Source organism: Actinacidiphila paucisporea, assembly GCF_900142575.1.
GTDB lineage: Bacteria > Actinomycetota > Actinomycetes > Streptomycetales > Streptomycetaceae > Actinacidiphila > Actinacidiphila paucisporea.
This window is the reverse complement of record NZ_FRBI01000027.1, coordinates 21,688-42,665: the sequence shown is the minus strand read 5'-3', so window position 1 is coordinate 42,665 and position 20,978 is coordinate 21,688. Positions and strand designations below refer to the sequence as shown.

Annotated in this window: 7 protein-coding genes and 1 pseudogene; 5 read left to right on the top strand and 3 right to left on the bottom strand. The window is 66.5% G+C overall.

Going from position 1 to position 20,978, the window contains the following annotated elements; genetic code table 11:
* Positions 1-23 precede the first annotated feature (23 nt).
* Positions 24-2,132, bottom strand: coding sequence for an AIPR family protein (locus tag BUE44_RS29240; RefSeq protein WP_235002578.1), 2,109 nt, complete (start codon positions 2,130-2,132; stop codon positions 24-26).
* A 179-nt stretch (positions 2,133-2,311) separates the two neighbouring features.
* Here BUE44_RS29240 and BUE44_RS29235 point away from each other — a divergent pair, with 179 nt between their 5' ends.
* The gene (locus tag BUE44_RS29235; protein WP_073502024.1) at positions 2,312-3,088 is read left to right on the top strand and encodes a coiled-coil domain-containing protein; all 777 of its coding nucleotides are present in this window, start codon (positions 2,312-2,314) and stop codon (positions 3,086-3,088) included.
* A 478-nt stretch (positions 3,089-3,566) separates the two neighbouring features.
* On the opposite strand, the gene BUE44_RS36110 is transcribed toward BUE44_RS29235, so the two are convergent.
* Positions 3,567-5,225 carry a WD40 repeat domain-containing protein gene (locus tag BUE44_RS36110; protein ID WP_079190182.1) on the bottom strand — a complete coding sequence of 553 codons (1,659 nt, stop codon included), beginning with the start codon at positions 5,223-5,225 and terminating at the stop codon, positions 3,567-3,569.
* A gap of 184 nt (positions 5,226-5,409) precedes the next feature.
* Here BUE44_RS36110 and BUE44_RS37215 point away from each other — a divergent pair, with 184 nt between their 5' ends.
* Positions 5,410-5,697 (top strand): hypothetical protein, encoded by a 288-nt coding sequence (locus tag BUE44_RS37215; RefSeq protein ID WP_143172610.1) that lies wholly within the window; start codon positions 5,410-5,412, stop codon positions 5,695-5,697.
* An 862-nt stretch (positions 5,698-6,559) separates the two neighbouring features.
* Here BUE44_RS37215 and BUE44_RS38900 read toward each other — a convergent pair.
* Positions 6,560-7,108, bottom strand: a pseudogene (locus BUE44_RS38900) (IS21 family transposase); the annotation flags it as partial.
* A 1,088-nt stretch (positions 7,109-8,196) separates the two neighbouring features.
* Between BUE44_RS38900 and BUE44_RS29215 the strand changes: the two are divergent.
* The 3 genes from BUE44_RS29215 (at position 8,197) to BUE44_RS29205 (ending at position 19,943) form a co-directional block, all read left to right on the top strand.
* Complete coding sequence (locus tag BUE44_RS29215) at positions 8,197-11,835, top strand: LamG domain-containing protein (RefSeq protein WP_235002576.1); 3,639 nt, start codon at positions 8,197-8,199, stop codon at positions 11,833-11,835.
* A gap of 579 nt (positions 11,836-12,414) precedes the next feature.
* Positions 12,415-19,095, top strand: coding sequence for an RHS repeat-associated core domain-containing protein (locus BUE44_RS29210; protein WP_235002585.1), 6,681 nt, complete (start codon positions 12,415-12,417; stop codon positions 19,093-19,095).
* A gap of 191 nt (positions 19,096-19,286) precedes the next feature.
* The gene (locus BUE44_RS29205) at positions 19,287-19,943 is read left to right on the top strand and encodes a hypothetical protein (RefSeq protein ID WP_143172608.1); all 657 of its coding nucleotides are present in this window, start codon (positions 19,287-19,289) and stop codon (positions 19,941-19,943) included.
* Positions 19,944-20,978: the final 1,035 nt, after the last annotated feature.

Sequence of the window (20,978 nt, the reverse complement as noted above, 5' to 3'; positions counted from 1 at the left end):
ACCCCCCCGTGGCACCGGGCTTTTCACTTTTCCGCCGGCTCGTTGCCTTCCTCCAGCCGGACCGCCAGCGCGAGCTCGTCGAGCGAGCCCTCACCCGGTACGAACCATCTGATGGTGCCCTGCGTTGAACTGTCCACCCCGGCGGCCTCATGCCGCATCTTCCGCGCCAGGCCACTCGGCGAGTACCACTGCTCGTCCGCGTGCCACTGCAGCGGGTTGCGCCCGCCCTCGTTGCTCCAGGTGGCCTGCGCCCGCCGGGGGTCCTCCGCGAGCCATTCCGTCATCTCACGGCGCTCGGGCTTGCTGTACGGGCGGTACTCCAGGACCGTGCCGTCCGGGATCCGGTCGGCCGCGACCAGGGTGGCGACTGCGTTGATCTTCCGGCCGCGGGTTTCCGCGTGAGTGACCTGGTAGTCGGTGTTGAGCGGCGGCGCCTGCTTCTCCGAGTCCAGGCCGCGCAGGGCCGCCCGCACTACCCGCTCGATCCGCTCGGTGTTCCGGACGGCCGCGATGATGTGGCTGGTGGTGCCGTACTCCTCGTCGATGGCGTTCAGTACCCAGGACAGGGTGTCACGGACCAGGTCCGGCACCTTTGCGAGCTCCGCCGGCCAGTCGGACTCCGGGTCCTCGATGGAGCGGGTGCTCAGACGGCGGTAGACGATGTGGGTGACAAGGAGGTCGCCGTAGAAGGCGGCGGCGTCCGCACGCCAGACCAAGCCCTCGCGCAGGGCATGGAGCTGAGCCTGGACCGCGCGGAGTAGCTCGACGCACCGCCAGACCCGGAAGACGTTCGGTTCGGTGCCGAAGATCTCCTGGTAGTTGCTGTCCTCCCAGAGCCCCGCCAGATTCTGGTCCCTCTTGGCGACGGCGGCGAGCTGGGCGTTCGGGCTGGCGGCGGCGAGCGCCTCGGCCGCCTCGGTGATGGAGCAGCCGTGTGCCGGGTCTGGGACTGCCTCACCGCGTTTGATGACGTAGATGCGGTTCAGCTTCAAGGCGAAGGCGTCCCGGAGGTTCAACTGGCCCTGGTCGAGGGACTTGAAGTCGCGCTCCTCGATCGGGTTCTGGGTGTTCGTCGTGGTAGTGACCTGGTCGCCGAACCCGGGTGGGCAGTTCTCCAGGGAAATGAGACGGACCAGGACCCGGCCGTCCTGGGCCGCGACGGGGTCCTCCCTGTAGGCCCGGTGGATGGCGCTCACCGTCTGTGCGCCGTTGACCACGCTGACACCGGTGAGCTGGAAGTGCCCCACTTTGCCGGGGAGTGCCCGGCCGAGCGGCTGGACGGTCTCGCACAGCATGGTGATGCCGTTGCTGAAGTACCAGAAGTGCTCAGGCTCCTCCCGCAGCGTTCTTCTGATCTTGAGGTTGACGTCGCTCTCGTCGAGAGAGTCCCGGATGTTCCGCGCGAAGAGGCCGCGTGGGTGCTCCTCGTACAGGTCTGCAAGATCGGGTACCGTCATCGTGCCGTACATGGCCTTGTACGGCGTTGACTCCTGCCCGAAACACTCCAGTTGGACCTTGGCGTCGATCTTCGGAGTGGAGGCATCGCCCAGGATGGCTCGGTGGAAGTCGCGCAAGTCCAGGACCTTGACTTCGACCATCTGTTCGACCTGGTTCTGCTCGGCCAGCTTCATCCTGATCAGCTCGCGTACACCGTCGCTGAGTGGCGCCTCGCGCATCAGGGCGAGAACGAGCGTGATCTTTGGAGTGCCTGTCTCGTAGGCTCGCTCAATGTCCGGGACGAAGGGCTGGAAGCGGCGGTTGAACCTGCCGAAGTTGCGGTCGAGCATCAGCTCAAGGCCGTGGAACATCTTGTGGACCTCGGCTTCACCGAAGGCCCCTTTGTTCTGGTCGCTCCACTTGGCCTGCACCAGGCAGATCCGCGAGCGGACGGTGCTGACCTCCACTGCGATCGAATCCAGGCCCTGGTCGTCCTGGCCGTCGAAGACCCTCGACGCGGCGATGCGGTCGCTGCACGGGTGCTCGATCTGCGCCGCAAGCGCGGCCAGGCCCCGGCTGAGGAGCGCCTGGTGCCGACTCGCCTCCGACAGTCTCGCCTGGTCCGACATGTCGATCAGGCCGCCGAACCGCTCCTCGATCGCTTCGCGAACGTACCCCACGTGCAGTTTGCTCATGTTCCCCGAGCCCCAGTTGAGTCAACGTCAGAAGTGTCAAATACCCTACCGATGCGGATCCTTGAAGGATGGCGCTCGTGAATCGTTCGGCCCCACGAAGGGGTCACGAGGGGCCGTAATCTTGCTCTTCAGGGCTGCGGCAAGGAACCCGTAAGTCTTGTTACAGGGGGAGGCGCATCATGAGCGAGCTGACCAAGATCGTCGCCGAGCTTGAAGAGCGAGTGAACCAGGCCGATGAGGCGCGCGCTGTGTCCGACCGTCTCTCGGAGGCATTTGAGGGGATGCTCGACGAGATCCGGGGCATGAGCGAATTGCTCTACAACCTCGGCGGGGAGATCGACGGCTTCGTCGCGGAGCACGACTTCATGGCCGTCGAGCGCGCCGCCGACGAGATCCGGGGCATCACCGAGGCGGACCGCCTCCTCCCTGTCCTGCGCCAGATTCTGCTGCTCGGGGCGATTCGGGACGACACTGCGGTGCCGGATGCGGCGTCGATCGAGGAGCTTCCCGAGCTGGCAGCCGTGGAGATCGCACATCCGGTCCTGAGCCGTGAAGAGCTATTGCGCGATTCCGAGCGTGAGCTGGCGAAGCGCGAGACGTATCTACGTGGTCTCTGGAACGGGGAAGATGAGGCCGACGACCTTGAAGAGGGCCTCCGGGAAGCTCGCCTGGAGGCGATCGAAGAGAGGGCGCTCCGGGCAGGACGACAGCTGATGGAGCTCTCCGAGTACATCGCGGAAGAACTCTGGCCCGAGCTTAAGCGCCAGGCGGAGTACGGTCACATCGAGGAAGCTCTTCGTGCGCTCGCCGCAGTGGACGCCGCCGGCCGGGAGGCTCCGAAGGCGTACAAGATCTATGAGACGGCCCTCTCCGAACGGTACGGACAGAGCCCCTCGTCCATGGGTGCGATGGGCGACCACCTGATGCTCTTCGAATCCTGGATCCACTCCCAGTAGCGAAGTATTGGTCCGCGGCGTCCAATTGAGTTACCGTCCGCTCTGCCGCAGTTCGACGACAGCTTCTCTCACTACGGCGTGAGGGTTACTCCTGACCGCCTTGGCCAAGGTGCCCCGCCGCGATCTGGCTGAGCCGTTGCCGAACTGGCGCAGCATGGGCGCCGCCGTCGCCTGACTCCTGGCCCACGGGCACGACGCCTCCGGTTTCCTGGCCGGCGCCGGGTTCGTTTACAGCGTGCCCGCCTGGAACGCCTTCGGCGTGGTTGACCAGGCGCCCGGCAACTGCTGAAGCGGATGACGGTCTGGGCAGAGTTCCTGCGCAAGGACCACGGCGGGGTCGTGCCCCCCGCTGTCGATCTGGGTCTCCCGCGATTGCCCCCGGGTGCCGCTCGCTGCGCACCGCCGCGCCCTTGAGCGGCGCGAGGCTGGAAGAGACATCCCCAGGCCCGTGCCGATTGCGTGCCGCGCGCTACATTGCCTAGCTCCGTTGCTTCGTAGAGATCGCCCATCGGATGACCGCCCGGCTGTAGCTATTGTCGTCGCGAGCTGTGGCGAGGAGGGTGCTGTCGGGTGAGAAGGCCACCGCTTCCACGGTCCCGGGGTGCAGGAGGGGGTTGCCGATCTGCTGTTGGGTGGCGGAGTTCCACAGTCGCACCGTCCCCTTACCCCTGGGAGTTTCTGCGCTGGCTAGCAGGGTGCTGTCGGGTGAGAACGCCAGGGCGAACACGGTTCCGGTGTCCTGGAGGGGGTTGCCGATCTGTTGTTGGGTGGCGGGGTTCCACAGTCGCACCACCCCGTTCCCGCTGTCGCCGGCGGTTGCGAGCAGGGTGCCGTCGGGTGAGAACGCCACGGCAATCGCGGGCCCGTCCAGCCAGAGGGGATTGCCAACTGATTGGCGGGTGGCGGGGTTCCACAGTCGCACCACCCCGCTCCCGCTGCCGCCGGCGGTGGCGAGCAGGGAGCTGTCGGGGGAGAACGCGACCGCGTACACGGTTCCGGAGTCCTGGAGGGGAGTGCCAACCGGTTGGCGGGTGCCGAGGTCCCACAGTTGTACCCTCCCATTCCCCCGCCCGGTGTCTGCGGTGGCGAGGACGGTGCTGTCGGGTGAGAACGCCAGGGCGAACACGGTTCCGGTGTGTTGGAGGGGTTCGCCGATCTGCTGTCGGGTGGCTGTGTCCCACAGTCGCACCACTCCGTTGGGGCTGCCGCTGACGGTGGCGAGGACGGTGCTGTCGGGTGAGAACGTCAGGGCGAAGACCTTTCTGGTGTGTTGGAGGGGTTCTCCGATCTGCTGTTGGGTGGCTGTGTCCCATAACCGCAAAACCTCGTCGTCTCCGGTGGCGAGAAGAGTCGTGTCCCTCGAGAACGCCACCGGGTCCCTCGTCTGTGCTGGGAAATCACGCAGCGGCAAAGTCGAAAGGACGCCAAAGCTGTCGAGGTCCACCTGTAGGGTGCGCTCGGTCGGGGGAGGGGTGCGCGATACCGCGATGGAGGATGGGATGTCGTCGGCTGTGCCCCACAGCCGCGCTCCGTCGCGGCTGGTGGCGAAGGGAGTGCCGTTGGGGGAAAACGGCACGTCGTTCTCTGTGCCGGGGCGGTCAGCGGATTTGGTTGTTTGGCCCAACGCCACGGGATGGTCAGGTACTGGCGGGCCGCTGACCGATAGCGTTTCCTGCGCGGCCGGGGTATCAGGCGGGGGGTTGTCTGCGAGGTCGCTGCCCCGTGGGCCGGGCGCTACTGGCTCCGGTGCCGAAAGGCCGGATGCCAAGGGTTCGGTCGACGTCTGACGCTGTAGGCGGACCAGCGTCCGCCACCGTTCCCGCCACGGCTGCAAAGCGGGGTCGTCGGTTGGCACGGTTGTGGTGAGTCGGGCGTCGTGGTCCATGGACAGCAGCACGCGGACCACAGAGAGCAGGTGTTCCTGCCGGGGCAGGCCCTTCCCTCCGAGGATCTTGCCGATCGTCGTGATACCTACTGGTTGGCCCTTGGGCGTGCTGTCGCGGATTGCCCGCAGCGAGGGGTTCCCGCGTTCGATCCGCAATGTGGTCAGATTATCGCTCAGTGCGGTCAACTGAGCGGCGAAGTCGGCTTGAGGTCCGGTCGGCTCGACCGCGCCGGTTCGGTCGTGTGTTGCCATGTGCTTCCCCCAAGGCGTGGTGACGGACAGCCAGGCTAGAGTCTCGCCGCGGTACAGACGCGGACTTCCGCGAACACCGGCGGACACGGCGGAATAACCGCGTGTGTTTGTCCACAGCCCACTGCTGTCCACACTCGTTCGTGACACATGGTGCCTGCCAACGGCGCTGATTTAACTTGTAGTTATGAAGAGCCTGCCGCCGGATCCCCCAGAACCCTGCACCACTACAACCGCCAAGTCCCCCATTCCCGGGCTGACAGTGCCGGGCCGGCCATCCCTCGCCGAGCGCGTGCTGGATCTGATCGCGTTTCTCGCGCTGCTCATCATCACCGGGCTGCTATATGGGTTGATCGGCCCGAGCGCCGGCATGGTCACCGGCACCGCGGTCGTCCTTTACTCCACCTACCGTGGCGGCAACCCCACGCCGCCATCCGGCCCACCGGGCGGTACCGGCGGCGAGACAACTCGATGAATGTAGCCGCCGATGGCGTGCCGTCAGGTGCGCCTAGCACTGCGCGGATACAACGGATGAGCGGCCGGCCGGTAGCTGCCTCGCGGACTGCCTCCCGACGCTAGGGCGTCCTCGCGGCGAGCCGGCGTACGGCGCGCTTGATCGAGTCAAGATCCTTCAACACCTGGTCCATCGCGGAGTCCATCAGCATGACCGGGTCGTCGGCCGACCAGAAGCGCACGGTCTGCGCCACCTGATGCTCCCAAAACCCAGCATCCTCGGCGGCTTCGAAGCCGAGCTGTGACGCCAGCTCGGCAAAGCCGTTCCCAGGTCGGCCGGTTGCCTTGCGAATGACAAGCGCCGACAGCAGCGGCCGACCGTGCTGATGCTCGTAGACGCTGATGTGGCCGAGCTTCGGGTACAGCCCGCGCATCTGACCCTGCGACGTGTAGGGGTCCAAGCCGTGCGGGTCAACGCGCTGAACGAATTCCTTGTAGCCGATGCAGGCGGAAAACGGGTCGACCGGGTCGCCAGCCTTCGCAAGGGAGCGCAGAAGGCGGTGCATGTCGCGTTCGATGGGCGTGAGCGTAAGCACGCGAACTCCTCGTAGGGAGAGGACCCGTAGGTCTGAATGTCCGTGGACGTGGCGCCCGTGGGCGTGTATTTGACGGTAGCTCATCTGAGCCAGCCCCGCTACGCCCCTACTCCCTGTCGCTGGGCGTGCTGGTGTGAGCCGCGCTCGTGACGCAGCCCTCAGTGTTTCCAAGGCCGTTCTCATTCCCGACCCGCAGTGATCCTGCTCGCCCTCGGAGCCAAGGCCGCCTGCCACGGCTCGCCTCAATCCCCTGACCCATGCGCTTGACTTAGTGCAGAGAAGGTGGTCCAGGCCGACCGGCGGGGTGACCGGCGGCAGCGGCAGCATCGACAGGTAGTCGGTCTCCAGCAGGTCCGCCCGTCGGCCCTGGATCGAGCGGACGGTGCGGGTGTTGGCCCGCAGCAGCCACTGGTCCAGCTGGCCGTTGAAGTCCGCCGGGGAGGCGAACTGGCGGACCGGCAGGAAGGAGGTCTCCAGGTACTGGCTGTTGCGCTCGACCAGTCCCTTGTATTCGGGGTCGCGGGGGAGAGGCCAGTTTGATCTTAGTGGCCAGCGTCCCGCGAAAGCGGCGGCCGGTACTGTCACCCGTCCGGTTCCGGCGATGGCCGCCTCGCGGTCCCAGACCAGGGTTCGGGTGACGCGGCCGATGCCGTGGATCAGCGACCACATGCCCGACAGGATGTCGCCACCCTGCCGGGTCGGGATCATCGTGGCGGCCATGAACCGGGAGAACCCGAGCGTTATCACCAGCACCGGCAGCACCCGCTCCTGCCCCGCCGCGACCTGCACCCTCGTCTCGGGGAACCACAGGTGGCACTGCGTGATCTGGCCGGGCTCGCCGCCCTATGACGGAGTACCCGCGTGCCGGGTGATTGTCGAATCTCGACAATCACGGTAGTCCGAGTGGCCGGACGGCCTTCTGTGGTGCCAGTGAGGCAGCAGGTGGTCACTACGTGGCGACCGACGAGATGTGCCGGTGGACAGCCGGTGGACAGACGCCTATGGACGGCGCAGCACGGGGCGGCACGGCTCAACCCGGTGCGCCTGTTCTGATCAGCAGAAACGTCACGAGGCGGTACCACGCAACACCGGGCAACACGATCCCTCACGGTCTCGTAATGCGTAGGTCTCGGGTTCGAATCCCGAAGGCGGCTCCACGATGAACCCCAGATCAGGCCCTGACCCTGGGGTTTCTTGTTTTGGCGGCTCGCGGGAAACGGGCAGATCGGGCGCCGGGGATCTGCGCACGTAGTGCGTTGGCCAAGGGTTTGTGCTTGATGCTGCGCTCGGTCCGTCATCCTCCTGACCTGCGGATTTATGGTGGCTCGCCCGATCGGGGGCGGTGGAGTGTCGGATCGGGTGCGCGGGGGGAGCGCATCGGGACAGCGGGAGCGCGGCGGGTCCTTCCCGTCGGCACGGGATGGTGGCTGCGGACAGCCGCCTGTCGATGACAGCCGTTCGGTCGAGCGGGCGGATCAGCGGTGGGTTCGGAAGCCCGGTGTTTACCACGCAAGGCGGAGCGGCGGCCGCGGGAGTTGTCCATATCAGACAAGGCGCATCTCCGCCGCGGAGCGTGCCGGGTGGGTGCTGATATGGGTCCGTCCAGGGCGGTTGGGCTGTGTCCTGCTGGCGCTTGTCCGGCGGAGTTGGCGGGTTTATCGAAGCGGCTTCCCGCCGGATGCCGGCACGGTCCTTGCGGCGGTGCGAGGCTGCGCCGATGGCATGTGCCAGACATAGGAGCAGGTCACTTCGTGACTCGGCACGGACGGTCGCGGCGGGCACGCTGTCTTCCGGGCTGTCAGGGCGCGTGTGCCGATGGCCCGGACGGCCGTTGCTCCCTGTTGGGGCACCCTTGACGTGTGCATTGCCTGTGCCTCAGGATCCGGCTGGGGTCCGCGTGAACGGCGGGGGCAGGGGTGGGGGTTGTGCACGTGCGTGTACTGGGGCATGCCTGGGGTCGCCTTGTGGTGGCCGGGGTTGTAGGAGCACTGCTGTGGGGGGCGTCGCCGCTGGCGGCTTCGGCTGATGATGCGGCGCCGGCGCCGGCGTTGTCGGAGGCGGAGCTGGCGCTTGAGCAGGCTCAGGGCTCTGGTCGGCAGGTCGAGGTGGTGGGGCAGCGTACGGAGAGTACGACGACGTACGCGAATCCGGACGGGTTCAGCTTCACTCTCGATCAGTCGACGACCCCGGTGCGTGTGAAGCGCTCTGACGGTGCGTGGGTGGCGCCTGACGCGACGCTGCATCAGCAGGCGGACGGCAGCGTAGCGCCGGGGGCGTCGGTGGTGGATCTGCGGTTCTCCGGTGGTGGGGCTACGCAACCGCTGGTGTCCATCGGCCGGAACGGGAGGTCGCTGGCGCTCGCATGGCCGGGAGCTTTGCCGGTGCCGACGCTGGACGGTGACAGTGCGGTGTACGCCGATGTGCTGCCGGGTGTCGATCTGCGGATGACGGCCTCGGTGGAGGGTTATCGCGAGGTGCTGGTCGTCAAGACCCCTGCTGCGGCGGCCGACCCGAAGGTGCGGCGGATCCGGTTCGGGATGAGTGCTGACGGTCTGAGTGTGCGGTCCACGGCCGGTGGCGGGTTGAGCGCGGTGGCTCCCGACGGGCAGGACGTGTTCACCTCACCGCCGGCCCTGGTGTGGGACTCCACCGGTGAGGCTGGGGAGCAAGGACCGTCCGCGACCGGCCAGGCATCACGGGCTGGAGCGGCGCGCGCCGAGACCACTGTCCCGGGTGCGGATCCGGCCGCCGAAGCAGCCGACGGTGCGTCCGGTCCTGCCCCGGGGGCGAATGTCGCGGCGGCGCCGGCTGCGGTGGACAGTGACTCCCTGACCCTCGTGCCCGACGCCGATCTGCTGTCTACCACGGACACGGCGGCCTTCCCGCTGTTCATCGATCCGGATGTTTCGCTCAGCAGTGGCGTAGCCGAGCACACGTTGCTGCGCAGCGACGGCTACGCCTCCTACAACTGGGGCAATGGGTCGGACGGCAGGGGGGAGGGCGACGGCCACTGCGGTACGTGGAACGGCTACTACTGCGGGCCGGGTTATACGCAGCGGCTGTACTTCCAGTTCGCGCCGGGCGCGTTGAAGGGGAAGACGGTTCTCGGCGCCACGTTCCGGGTGACGTCGCCGTGGGCGTTCCAGTGCGATGCGAGGTGGACGGATCTGGAGCGGACGGACAACATCTACTCCTCCACCATCTGGGATTCCCGGCCCAGAGAGATGGACATGATGGTGGACCGGGATTTCTCCGCGGGCCGTGGTTCGTCCTGTGATCCCGACTCGCCGGCGGCTCCGATCGAGTTCTCGGACAACTCGGCGGAGACGAACGAGAATCTCACTCCGACAGTGGCGAGCTTCGCCGCGGGGAAATTCGCCAAGCTGACGCTGGAGTTGCGGGCGCACGACGAGAGCGACACGTCGGCGTGGAAGCGGTTCAAGAACGACGCGGTTCTCTCGGTGACCTTCGTCGGCCAGCCTGCGCTCCCGACGGACGTCGGCATCGTGTCGGGCTCGAGCCCCGTGTGTCATACGAACTACCTCGAGCCGCAGACGGTATCCGACCCGACTCCGCTGATCGCCGGCCGCCCGCAGACCGCGGCCGGCGGCGAGTCCGGTGCCCGGCTGAGGGTGCGGTGGCGGGTGGAGAAATGGAACGGGACGGTCTGGGGTCCGGCGATCGCCGATCTGCTGCGACCGACTTCCGGATTCGTCGGGGACAACGTGCAGCAGACCGTCAGCGCGCCTGCGCTCAGCGAGGGTGTGTCGTATCGACTGCGCGCCCAAACTCTGTCGTACGAGGATAATCAGGCGTCTTTCGTGCAAACCGCTTTTTCCGGGTGGTCGTGTTACTTCACGGTCGATCCGACCGCGCCCAAGGCTCCCACGGTGGCCTTCGTCAGCACGTACACCGAGTGCCTGGCGAATTCCTGCATCCCGGGTGGCGGCCCAGGTGTGCAGGGGACGGTGAAGTTCACGGCGGCGACCGGTGATACGGACAAGGCTTTCGAGTACAAGCTGTCATCGTCGGACACCTGGCATGTGTTGGCAACAGGCGCGACCAGTACGCCGATCACGCCGCAGATTCCCGGGACGTACCACCTTGAGGTGCGAGGCGAGGACAGCCTTGGCCGGTGGGGTGCCGAGACGGTGAAGGACTTCGTTGTGGCCGCGGGTCAGGGCCCGGCCGGCCAGTGGCACTTCGACGAGGCGAGTGGTGCAGCGCTCGACTCGTCCAGCACGGTGGCGGCCGAGCAGGACAATGCCGCCGTGTCGGCGACAGGCGCCGCGCGCGACGGCTTCGGCCGCCGGGGCGATATCCCCACCGCGGGCAGCTCGGGCGGCACCACCGCTGACCGCGGTCTGCATCTGGACGGGGCGGCCGGGTTCGCCGAGACGCCCAAGCCCGTCATCGACGTCCGCGCCTCTTACACCGTCTCGGCCTGGGTCCGGCTGGACACCAGCACGGTACGCACGATGGCCATCGCCAGCCAGGACGACAGCTCGGTCAGCCCCTTCTACCTCGCCTACGCCGCGGACGGGGTCAACGACTGGAGCATGCGGATCTACTCATGCCCCACCAGCACAACGTGTACGTGGAGCAAGGCGCGTTCCACGGTCAAACCGGTGCCCGGGGCATGGACCTACGTCACGGGACGGTACGACGCGCAGGCCAAGACCCTGTCGCTGTACGTCAACGGCATCCTTCAGGCGTCCGTGCCGGCTGTCGCAGCCGCCGCGTACAACAAGCCGCTGCAGTTCGGCCGCGACAGCTGGAGCGGCAGCCAGGTCGACTACTTCGACGGCAGCATCGACGAGGCGAAGGTCTGGCAACGGGCCCTGACCGACCAGGAGATCGCCACCGAGGCCCGCATGCTGGACGACCAGGGCAACAGCCAGGTCGAACTCGTCGCCTCCTGGCAGCCCGACGGCCAGACCGGCACCACGGTGGTGGACACCACCTCCGGATACGGGCGCCCCCTGAGCCTCAGCGGTGGTGCGTCGCTGACTGGCGACGGGCTGCTATTGGACGGCACGAACGCTGCGGCCACCTCGGCGGGCCGGGTCGTGGACGAGGCAGGGTCGTTCACCGTGACGTCCAGCGTCGCGCTCGACGGCGCAGTGCTGGCGTCCAAACCGGACGGCTACAGCGCTCAGATCGTCGGCCAGCGCAGCGCAGACGGGTCTTCGTGGGGACTTTGGTACGAACTGGTGGCCCACGACGGCACCGCCCCGATCGGACTGTGGCACTTCGGTCGCCTGAACACGGACGGGACGTTCACCGGGGCGGTTTCGGAAGACGTGGCCACGCTGGACACACCTGTGCAGGTCACCGGTGTATTCGATGCGCAGAGCGCTGTGGTGCGGCTGTATGTGGGCGCGGTGCAAACCGGCGGCGACCCGGTCTTCGCGCGGGTCGCGGGGACCGGCGACCTGGCTGTCGGCGAGGCACCGTCGGGCACGGGCTGGGGCCACTACCTGCCCGGCACCGTTTCCGACGTGCGGATCTGGGCCGGCGCCATGGCAGGCGAAGAACAGATCAGCGCAACGGTCGGAGGCTGACGTGCTGAGGATGACAACGCAGTATCGGCCGGGGGGGAGGTCCGACCGGCCGCCTGGAGCGGTCGAGGACCTCCTGTTCGGCAGACCTTCCACGTCCCACCGTATGGAGGCACAGTAGTGACCGCCGGTCGCAAGAATCGCTGGATGCGTACCACCTTGCTGCACGGCGCGCTCGTCGGCCGCGCACAACGCTCTCTGACACGCATGCGGGCGCGGCGCATGCCGCTTGTGGTGGCGGTGTCGTTCGCGCTTGTGCTCCCGGCGGGCCTGGTGCAGGTCGCGCAGGCGCACCCCGCTCCCGGCGGACTCGGCCGACCGGACGCGCCGACCTACCGGGCGGGGAAGCTGTCCTCGGAGCCCGGGCGTGGCGGAGGCGTCGCCCGTGCCCATCTGAAGGCGGCACGGGACGCCCAGGTGAGCGCGGGCAAGCGCGCCGCTACCGAGCAGGAAGTCCACTGGCCTGCCGCCGGATCGGCCACCGGCGTCCTGTCGGGCGGATCGGCCGCTCGTCTGACGGCAGGTGGGATGCCGATCAGCGTGTCGCGCGGAGATGGCAAATCCGCAGCGGGCCAAGTCCGCGTGACTTCTCTCGGCCAGACAGCAGCGGACGCGGCCGGCATCAAGGGCGTGCTGTTCCAGGCAACCGCTGCGACTCCCGGCGCGGCCCGGCTGGATGTGGGCTACGGGCGGTTCGCTTCGGCCTTCGGCGGCGGCTGGGGAAGCCGACTGCGACTGGTCCAGCTTCCGGGCTGCGTACTGACCCGCCCGCGGGACGCGGGGTGCCGTACACCGGCGCCGCTCGTCTCGCACAACGACCTGGCCACGCAGACCCTCACCGCCGATGTGTCGCTGACCGCCGCACCTGGTACGACGACGGCACGGACGGCCGCTGCTCCGATGGTCTTTGCGGCCGAGGCGTCGGGTTCCGGAGGCGAGTCACCCTCCGGCTCGGGCAACTATTCGGCGACTCCGATGTCGGCGTCATCCACTTGGGCGGCGGGCGGTTCCTCCGGTTCGTTCACCTGGTCCTACCCCCTGGCGGTGCCGGCTGCCGCGGCTGGCCCCGCGCCGTCGATCGGCCTGTCGTACGACTCGGGAAGCGTGGACGGCAAGACGGCTACGACCAACAACCAGGCCACCCAACTCGGGGAGGGATTCACCCTCACGTCGGACGCATACATCACGCGCACCTACGGCAACTGCGACGACGACGGCCAGGACAGCAAGAACGACGAGTGCTGGAAATATGACAACGCTTCGCTGGTGCTGGAAGGGCACTCCTCCGAACTGGTCAAGGACGACAGCGCCCCCGATACATGGCGCCTGAAGGACGATGACGCGTCCACCGTCACCCACTCCACGGGGGCCGCCAACGGTGACGAGGGTGACAGCGGTAGTGGCATGGACGGTGCCGGTGAGTACTGGACGGTCACCACCGGCGACGGCACCAAGTACGTGTTCGGCCTCAACAAGCTGCCCGGAGCCGGCACTGAGCGCACCAACTCCGTGTGGACGGTGCCGATCTTCGGCGACGATGCGGGCGAACCCGGCTATGGCGACGGCTCCTCCTTCTCCAGCCGCTCGCTGAACCAGGCCTGGCGATGGAACCTCGACTACGTCGTTGACGTACACGGCAACGCGGCGACGTACTGGTATACGCCCGAGACGAACTACTACGGCAAGAACGGCGCCACCACCGGCACCGCCGCGTACGTGCGCGCCGGCCACCTGGACAAGATCCTCTACGGCCAGCGCAGCGACACCCTGTTCACGGCGAAGGCGTCGGACCAGGTCGTGTTCACCTACGCCGAGCGCTGCTTCGCCGACGACTGCTCCTCGCTCACCAAGGACACTGCCGACCATTGGCCGGACGTCCCTTTCGACGCCGTGTGTGCCAAGGACGCCGACTGCCGCGCGACGGCCCCCGCGTTCTTCACCCGCAAGCGGCTGACGTCGATCGAGACCTCGGCGTGGCTGGCCGCGTCGAACACCTATGACGGTGTCGACAAGTGGGACTTCGCCGAGGAGTTCCTCGACCCGGGTGACATCGGGGATACCAGCGACCAGTCCCTGGTGCTGGACTCGATCGTCCACACCGGTGAAGGCGGCAGCGACAGCATCGCGCTGAAGCCGGTGACCTTCACCTACCGGCCGCTGGCCAACCGCGTCGATGCGACCGACGACATCCTGCCGCTCAGCCGCTACCGGATCGACACGATCACCTCCGAGACCGGAGCGATCACCACCGTCACCCTGGCACCGGCCGACTGCGTACGTGGCTCGGTCATGCCGGCCGCCGAAGACAACGACGACAAGGCGTGCTTCCCGCAGTACTGGCACGTCAACGGTAGCGAGGACGCCTCCCTCGACTGGTTCCAGAAGTATCCGGTCAAGGCTGTTGTCACCACGGATTCCACGAAAGGTTTCGGCGAGGGGGTCGAGCACTCCTACAGCTATGCCCAACCGGGTTGGGCCTACAACGACGACCCGTTCACCCCGCAGGACGAACGCACCTGGTCCGACTTCCGCGGCTTCGGCACGGTCACGGAGACGACGGGCGCCGGTGGAACGACGCAGTCCAGAACCGTGAGCCTGTACATGCTCGGTCTGGACGGCGACAAGCGCAAGGACACGTCGGCCACCCGCTCCGCCACAGTCACCGGCATCGAGTTCCCCAGCCTGACCATCCCCGACCTGGTCGACAGCAGGCCGTACGCGGGGGCCAAGCGCGAGCAGATCACCTACAACGGCTCGAGCCCCGTCTCGGTGACCGTCAGCGAGCCCTGGTCGAAGAAGACCGCGACTCAGCACAAGTCGTACGCCGACATCGAGGCGTACTACGTCAGGACGGCGAAGACGTCCACCAACACCTACCTGACTGTGTCCCAGACCTGGCGCACCCGCACGGTCAGCACCACCTACGACTCCTACGGCATGGTCGCCACCACCGACGACAGCGGTGACACGGCCAAGTCCGGCGACGAAGCGTGCACCCGGAACTGGTACGCCCGCAATGCTGCTACAGCCATCACGTCACTGGTCTCCCGCACCCGTACTGTGGCGCGCCCCTGTTCCGTCGCGGATGCCGACCTGAACCTGCCGGCCACCAAGGCCACGCGCGGCGACGTGCTGTCCGACACGGCGACGGTGTTCGACGACACCGCCGCGACGACGTGGTCGCCGGACCAGAGCCCGACCAAGGGCGAAGCCACCTGGTCGGGCCGCCCCAGCGGATACCCGGCTCTCGCCTCAGGCGGGGAGCGTAACCCCAGCGGCTGGCAGACCCTGGTCCGTACTGTTTACGACGACTCCACCGCGGCGGGCCTGGGCAGGCCCGTGACGATGAAGGACGTCCAGGGGCACACGTCCACCACGTCCTACGTCCCGGTCGCGGCCGGCCCGACCACCCAGACCACTGTGACCGGCCCGCCCACGGCGGCCAGCCCCAACGGTCAGACCATCGTCACGGACTTCGACCCCGAGCGCGGCAAGACGGTCAAGACAACCGGGGTCGACGGCAAGGTCAGCGAGGCTACCTACGACGCCCTCGGCAGAATCACGGCGACCTGGCTGACCAACCGCCGACGGATCCTGCACCAGGCCGCGAACTACGTCTACGCCTACCACCCCGACAACACAGCACCCTCGTGGCAGTCCACCGGGACCCTCAAGGCCGACGGCACTACCTACAACACCGTCTATACCTTCTACGACTTCCTTCTGCGCCCGCTCCAGACGCAGTCGCCGACACCCAACGGTGGCCGGCTGGTGACCGACACCCGCTACGACACCCGGGGCCTGGCCTACGAGACGTACGCCGACATCTTCGACCCCGCCAACACACCGAGCGGTATCTACGCGCGGGCGGAATATGGCGGCGCACCCAAGCAGACGGAGACCGTCTACGACGGGGCTGGCCGTGCGACGACCAGCACTCTGCTGATCTTCGGTGTGCAGCAATGGTCGACCACCACCAGCTACACCGGCGACTCCACTGCCGTGACCGGCCTGGACGGCGGATCGGCCGTCCGCACCATCACCGACGCCCTGGGCCGGAACACCGAAGAGCGCCGCTATGCCGGAACCTCACCGGCGGACGTCCAGTACGGCAGCGGAGTCGGTACCGCCTACACCGCGACCAAGTTCACGTACACCCTGGATGGCGGACCTTCCACGGTCACCAGCCCCGACGGCGCCCAATGGTCCTACACGTACGACCTCTACGGGCGGCAGACGAAGGCGGTGGACCCCGACGCAGGCACGACCACGACGGGTTACACCGACCTCGATCAGGTGTCCTGGACGAAAGACGCGGAAGGCCGCGTCGTGATCTCGGCCTATGACGAACTCGGCCGCCTCACCGGCACGTGGACGGCCCCTGCGGGCGCGGACCTGACCTCGACCAGCGAGGAGCAGATACCGGCAAATCAGCTCACCGGCCGCACCTACGATACTCCCGTCGTCGGTCAGCCGTCCTCCTCTACCCGGTACGTCGGCGGCAGCGCCTCGGGCAAGGCTTACACCAGCAAGGTCACCGCCTACGACAGCCTGAACCGAGCAACCGCCACCGAACTGGACCTGCCGGCCGGCGACCCGCTGGTGACCTCCGGCGCGGTCACCTCCGCCCTGGCAGTCTCCACTGCCTACAACACCGACGGCACCCAGCAGTTCGTCAAAACCCCCGCAGCCGGCGGACTCCCCTCCGAGACCGTCGAGACCCGATACAACGGTTTCGGACTGCCGACAACGCTGCAAGGCACCTCCGGTTACGTCAACGGCACTAGTTACTCGCCCCTGGGGCAGGTCTCCCAGCTGGACCTGGCCACATCCGCCGCAGCGGGCATCAAGCACATGTTCGTGACCAACACCTTCCAGGACGGCACCGACCGCCTGAAGCTCTCCAAGGTCACCGACCAGACCCATCCTTACGAGATCCAAGAGCTCAACTACGACTACGACGACGCGGGCAACGTCACCCACATCTTCGACCCCACTACCCTCGGCGGTACCGGCAAAGCCGACAACCAGTGCTTCGGCTACGACGGCTACGACCGCATGACCGAAGCCTGGACCCCGGCCGCCGCCGACTGCTCCACCGCCAACCGCACCGCGACCAGCCTCGGTGGCGCAAGTCCCTACTGGACGTCCTACACCTACACGGACGGCGGCCTGCGCTCCACGCAGACCACGCACACCGCCGCCGGTAGCACCCTGGCGACCTACTGCTACAACAACGCCAGCCACCCCCACGGGCTGACGGCCGTCATCCCCTCGGCGGCCTGCGCCGGCGCCCCCACCCAGTACACCTACGACGCCACCGGCAACACCCAGACCCGTCCCAAGGGCACCTCCACCGAAACGCTCGGCTGGAACGCCGAGAACCGACTGGCCAGCGTCAAGGTCCCCAGTGGAACCACCACCGACACCACGAACTACCTCTACGACGCCGACGGCACCCTCCTCATCCGAAGCGACGACAGCGGCGAGACCGTCCTCTACCTCGACGGCGTCACCGAGGTGCACCTCAAGAAAAGCGGTACCACCACCTACTGGGCTCAACGCACCTACACCCTGTTCGGCGCGACCGTGGCGGTACGTACGAACCAGCCCGGCCAGCCGACCCTGTCCTGGACGGCAGGCGACCCGCACGGCACCGGTTCGCTCGCCGTTACCGCCACCGGCACAGACCAGGTCGTCACCAAGCGCTACACCACCCCCTTCGGTGCACCACGCACCGGCGGCACCGGCACCTGGCCGGACGACAAGGGCTTCCTCGGTAAACCTCAGGACAACACCACCGGCCTCACCTACATCGGGGCCCGCGCCTACGACACCACCACCGGCCGCTTCATCTCCGTCGACCCCCTCCTCGACACCAGCGACGGCCAATCCCTCAACGGATACGCCTACGCCGACAACAACCCCACCACCAACAGCGACCCCACCGGGCTGCTCTGCGTCCGCGGCGACTGCAACGCACCGGGAGCCGGCCTCAACGGCGGCAATGGCCCCGCTCCCGGCGACGACCTCTACGACGAAAACGTCGACTACTGCAACAAGCACGACTGCGACAGAGACGGCGATCCCAACGCCTCGAACGGCCCGACCAAAGACATCGTCGGCGACCCGCTGCCGCCGCTCCCTGCCAACAACCGCGCCACGTTCCTGCGGATGTACAACCTGCAGCTGCAAGTGTCGATCAAATACCACATGCGTCCGCACATGGAATCCCAGAAATGGGCCGCGGCGATGCAGGGGTGCATTGAAACGGACGCCTGCACAGCCGGTGAGAGCAGGGCCTACATGTGGGCCTTCCTCGTAGCTCTCGCCCACGAGGACCCAAGCATCGTCATGGCCTCCGCGCGATCGATGGGTGGAGGATTCGCGGAGTTCTCCGGTTTCTCCGTCCTCGGCTCAGAAAAAGACCTGTCCCTCTTTAAAGGTAGATTCTGCAGCCACAGTTTCGTGGCGGACACCGAGGTCGAACTCGCCGACGGGCAGACCAAGGACATCGAAGACGTTGAGGTCGGCGACAAGGTCGTCACAACCGATCCCGATACAGGGAAAACGGCTGTTCGTCCGGTGATAGCGACCATCATCACCGACCACGACAAGAACTTCACCGACCTGACGGTGAAGGCAGGCAGCACGTCAGCTTCAATCGTCGCCACGGACACCCACCCCTTCTGGGTGGTCAACGAAGGCCGATGGGTCGACGCGGGCGACCTGACCCCCGGCATGCAGCTTCGGGACGACGCGGGGCAGGCAGTCCCCGTCCTGGCTGCGCGGCACTTCGTCCAACAACAACGCACCTACGACCTCACCATCGACGACCTCCACACGTACTATGTGCTGGCGGGGCAGACCCCGGTACTCGTCCACAACGATGGTGGGGCGGGCTTTGATCTCAACAAACTTGACCGCCCTGGGTACAGCAACTATGTGCTGGTTGACCGGAATAATGTGCCCTACTACAGTGGGATGTTCGGCCCCAACGAATCGCCGGCTTCTGTTCAGCGGCGCCACAGTGGAACCTGGAATCGATACGACCCTGCGAACGGCGACAGAATGGACGTATTTCCGGGCACACGGACCTACGGTCAGTCCCGTCTGCTCGAGCAGCGGATGACAGACCATTTCGGCACGTACATCGGAGAGGATGGCACCAACTACAGGGGTAATCGCCAGAACCCTATGGATTCGAAGAAGGAGCCGGGGTATCTAGCCTACGAAAGGTACAAGAACGGAGGATGCCCGTGAGCGGCGACCGAGTGAGAGCCGAGCTGGCGGCGATCGTACAGGAATTCTCCGATAGTGCGGGAGGTCCTCCGTCGTTGAAGGAGTTCTTGCAGCTCCTGGAGTGGTCATCGGATGGCGTTTATCCCACGCCTCTCGTGTTCGAGGTGACCCTTGCGGACGGGACCGTATACTCCGGCCCGGAGGGTTCCAGGGTGTCCGAACTGAGCGACTCGATGTTTACCGACATGGCCGACATCCTTGCCGGTTCGTCCGATGTGCGAAACGGGGGCGTTATGTCCCCATCCGATTTCATGGACGTCCTGTTGTCCTTCGTCAACGACGAAGGGGCGGGGCTTCTGGATGTGTCCGGCGGAGGCGTTTCTCAGCTCTCCATCGCAGCGACGGAGAGTGTTGCCGTGCCCGAGGTCGGCGACCTCCTAGCAATTCCCGCCGACGACGGCTGGTATGGAGTGATCGTCGTGGCGCGTAATAGGTTCGGGGTTGCTCTCGGAATCTTCCGGGAAGTATTTGACTCCCTGACGTCCGTAGATCCTCAGTATTCCACCGCGTACCGATTCCCTATCTACAGTGATGACGCGCAGGTTCTCAACGGCTCGTGGGAACTGGTCGGACATGACGAAAATCTGCTTTCGGCCTTCCCTGGTGAACCCGAAATCTACCACTCGCCGATCCCGGCATGGCCAGGGCGCGATTGTGGAGAGTTTGGCGCAGCAGAGACTCCCGCGGGACACATGAGGCTGATCGACAGCGATGAAGCAAGATCCGTTGGGATTACGAGTGGCAGCTACAGGCAATCGTATACCGGTGTGTTCCTGCAGCAGTCGCTGAATGGTTTGGTGCGTCGTTGATCACTACCTCGCATACCGGTGGACTGAATTTCCGGGAGCGGGTCCGGGCAGACGGTCGCCGTCATTTAGTTAGAGTTACACCTGCCTGGGGTGCTGGGACGGTCGTCGCAACCCTGGGTGTCGCGAGCAGCGGCCTGGCAGCTTTGAGTGGCTGTAGGTCAACATGCCCATCCGGTAACGTCACGTGCTGCCCGTCGAGCCGTACACGGAATCGATCGAAGCGCCCGATTGAGACCTAGGTTCCCGTCGACCTGGTGACCCTCTTGTCCGGGTCTGATTATTCGGGAGTAGCGCGTCTCGCTCCCGGCGAAGGGTGTCCCTCAGGACCCCCGGATTTCCGACACCATGGGACGAGTAGCTGACGGGGCCCGTTCGCGGCTACACCGTCGTGCACCCGGGTCGGGGGTACTGCCGGAGCGACGGAGAAGGAGCCTCTTGTGGGGGTCCTACAATGGTTGCGGTTGCGTCCTTGAAGTACTGTAACGGGTTCGACCTGATCCAGGGGTTTGCTCGGGCGTTCGGGTTGGTGCCCGTGTAGATGAACGGCCACCGGCTGATCTTCGAAGTGTCTAAGCCTCGAAGGAGATCAGCACGATGACCGCACCTGACAGTGTGCCCCTGCAGCACTAACCGAGGAGGACCTGGCCTCGGCGAGTCCCGATCTGCTGCGCGCAATGGTCAAAGCGTCCGCCGACACAGTGATGTCCGCCGACGATCGTTTGCGCTTGTCGGTTCGCCACAACCATCGTCATAAAGGTAAATCGGTCTCCCAGGCGCGCACGCCCTCCTGAAACAAGGCATCGTCATAAAGTCCGCCAGCCTGTCTGAGGTGGAGAATGCCACGGCGTCGCCTGCCTGGCGCCGGCGCCTCGAACTGCCGCGTCCGGGGAGCGCAAGGGGAGCGCGGACGCCTTTGGACATGCCGACATCGAGTGGCACGAACGAGTCGTGCTCGTGCCCGCTGAGCAGGCAAAACGAGATTTGGCGGCACCATCTGGCATGGCGTGTCACGGTCGCTCGCGTACTCGTAATGCG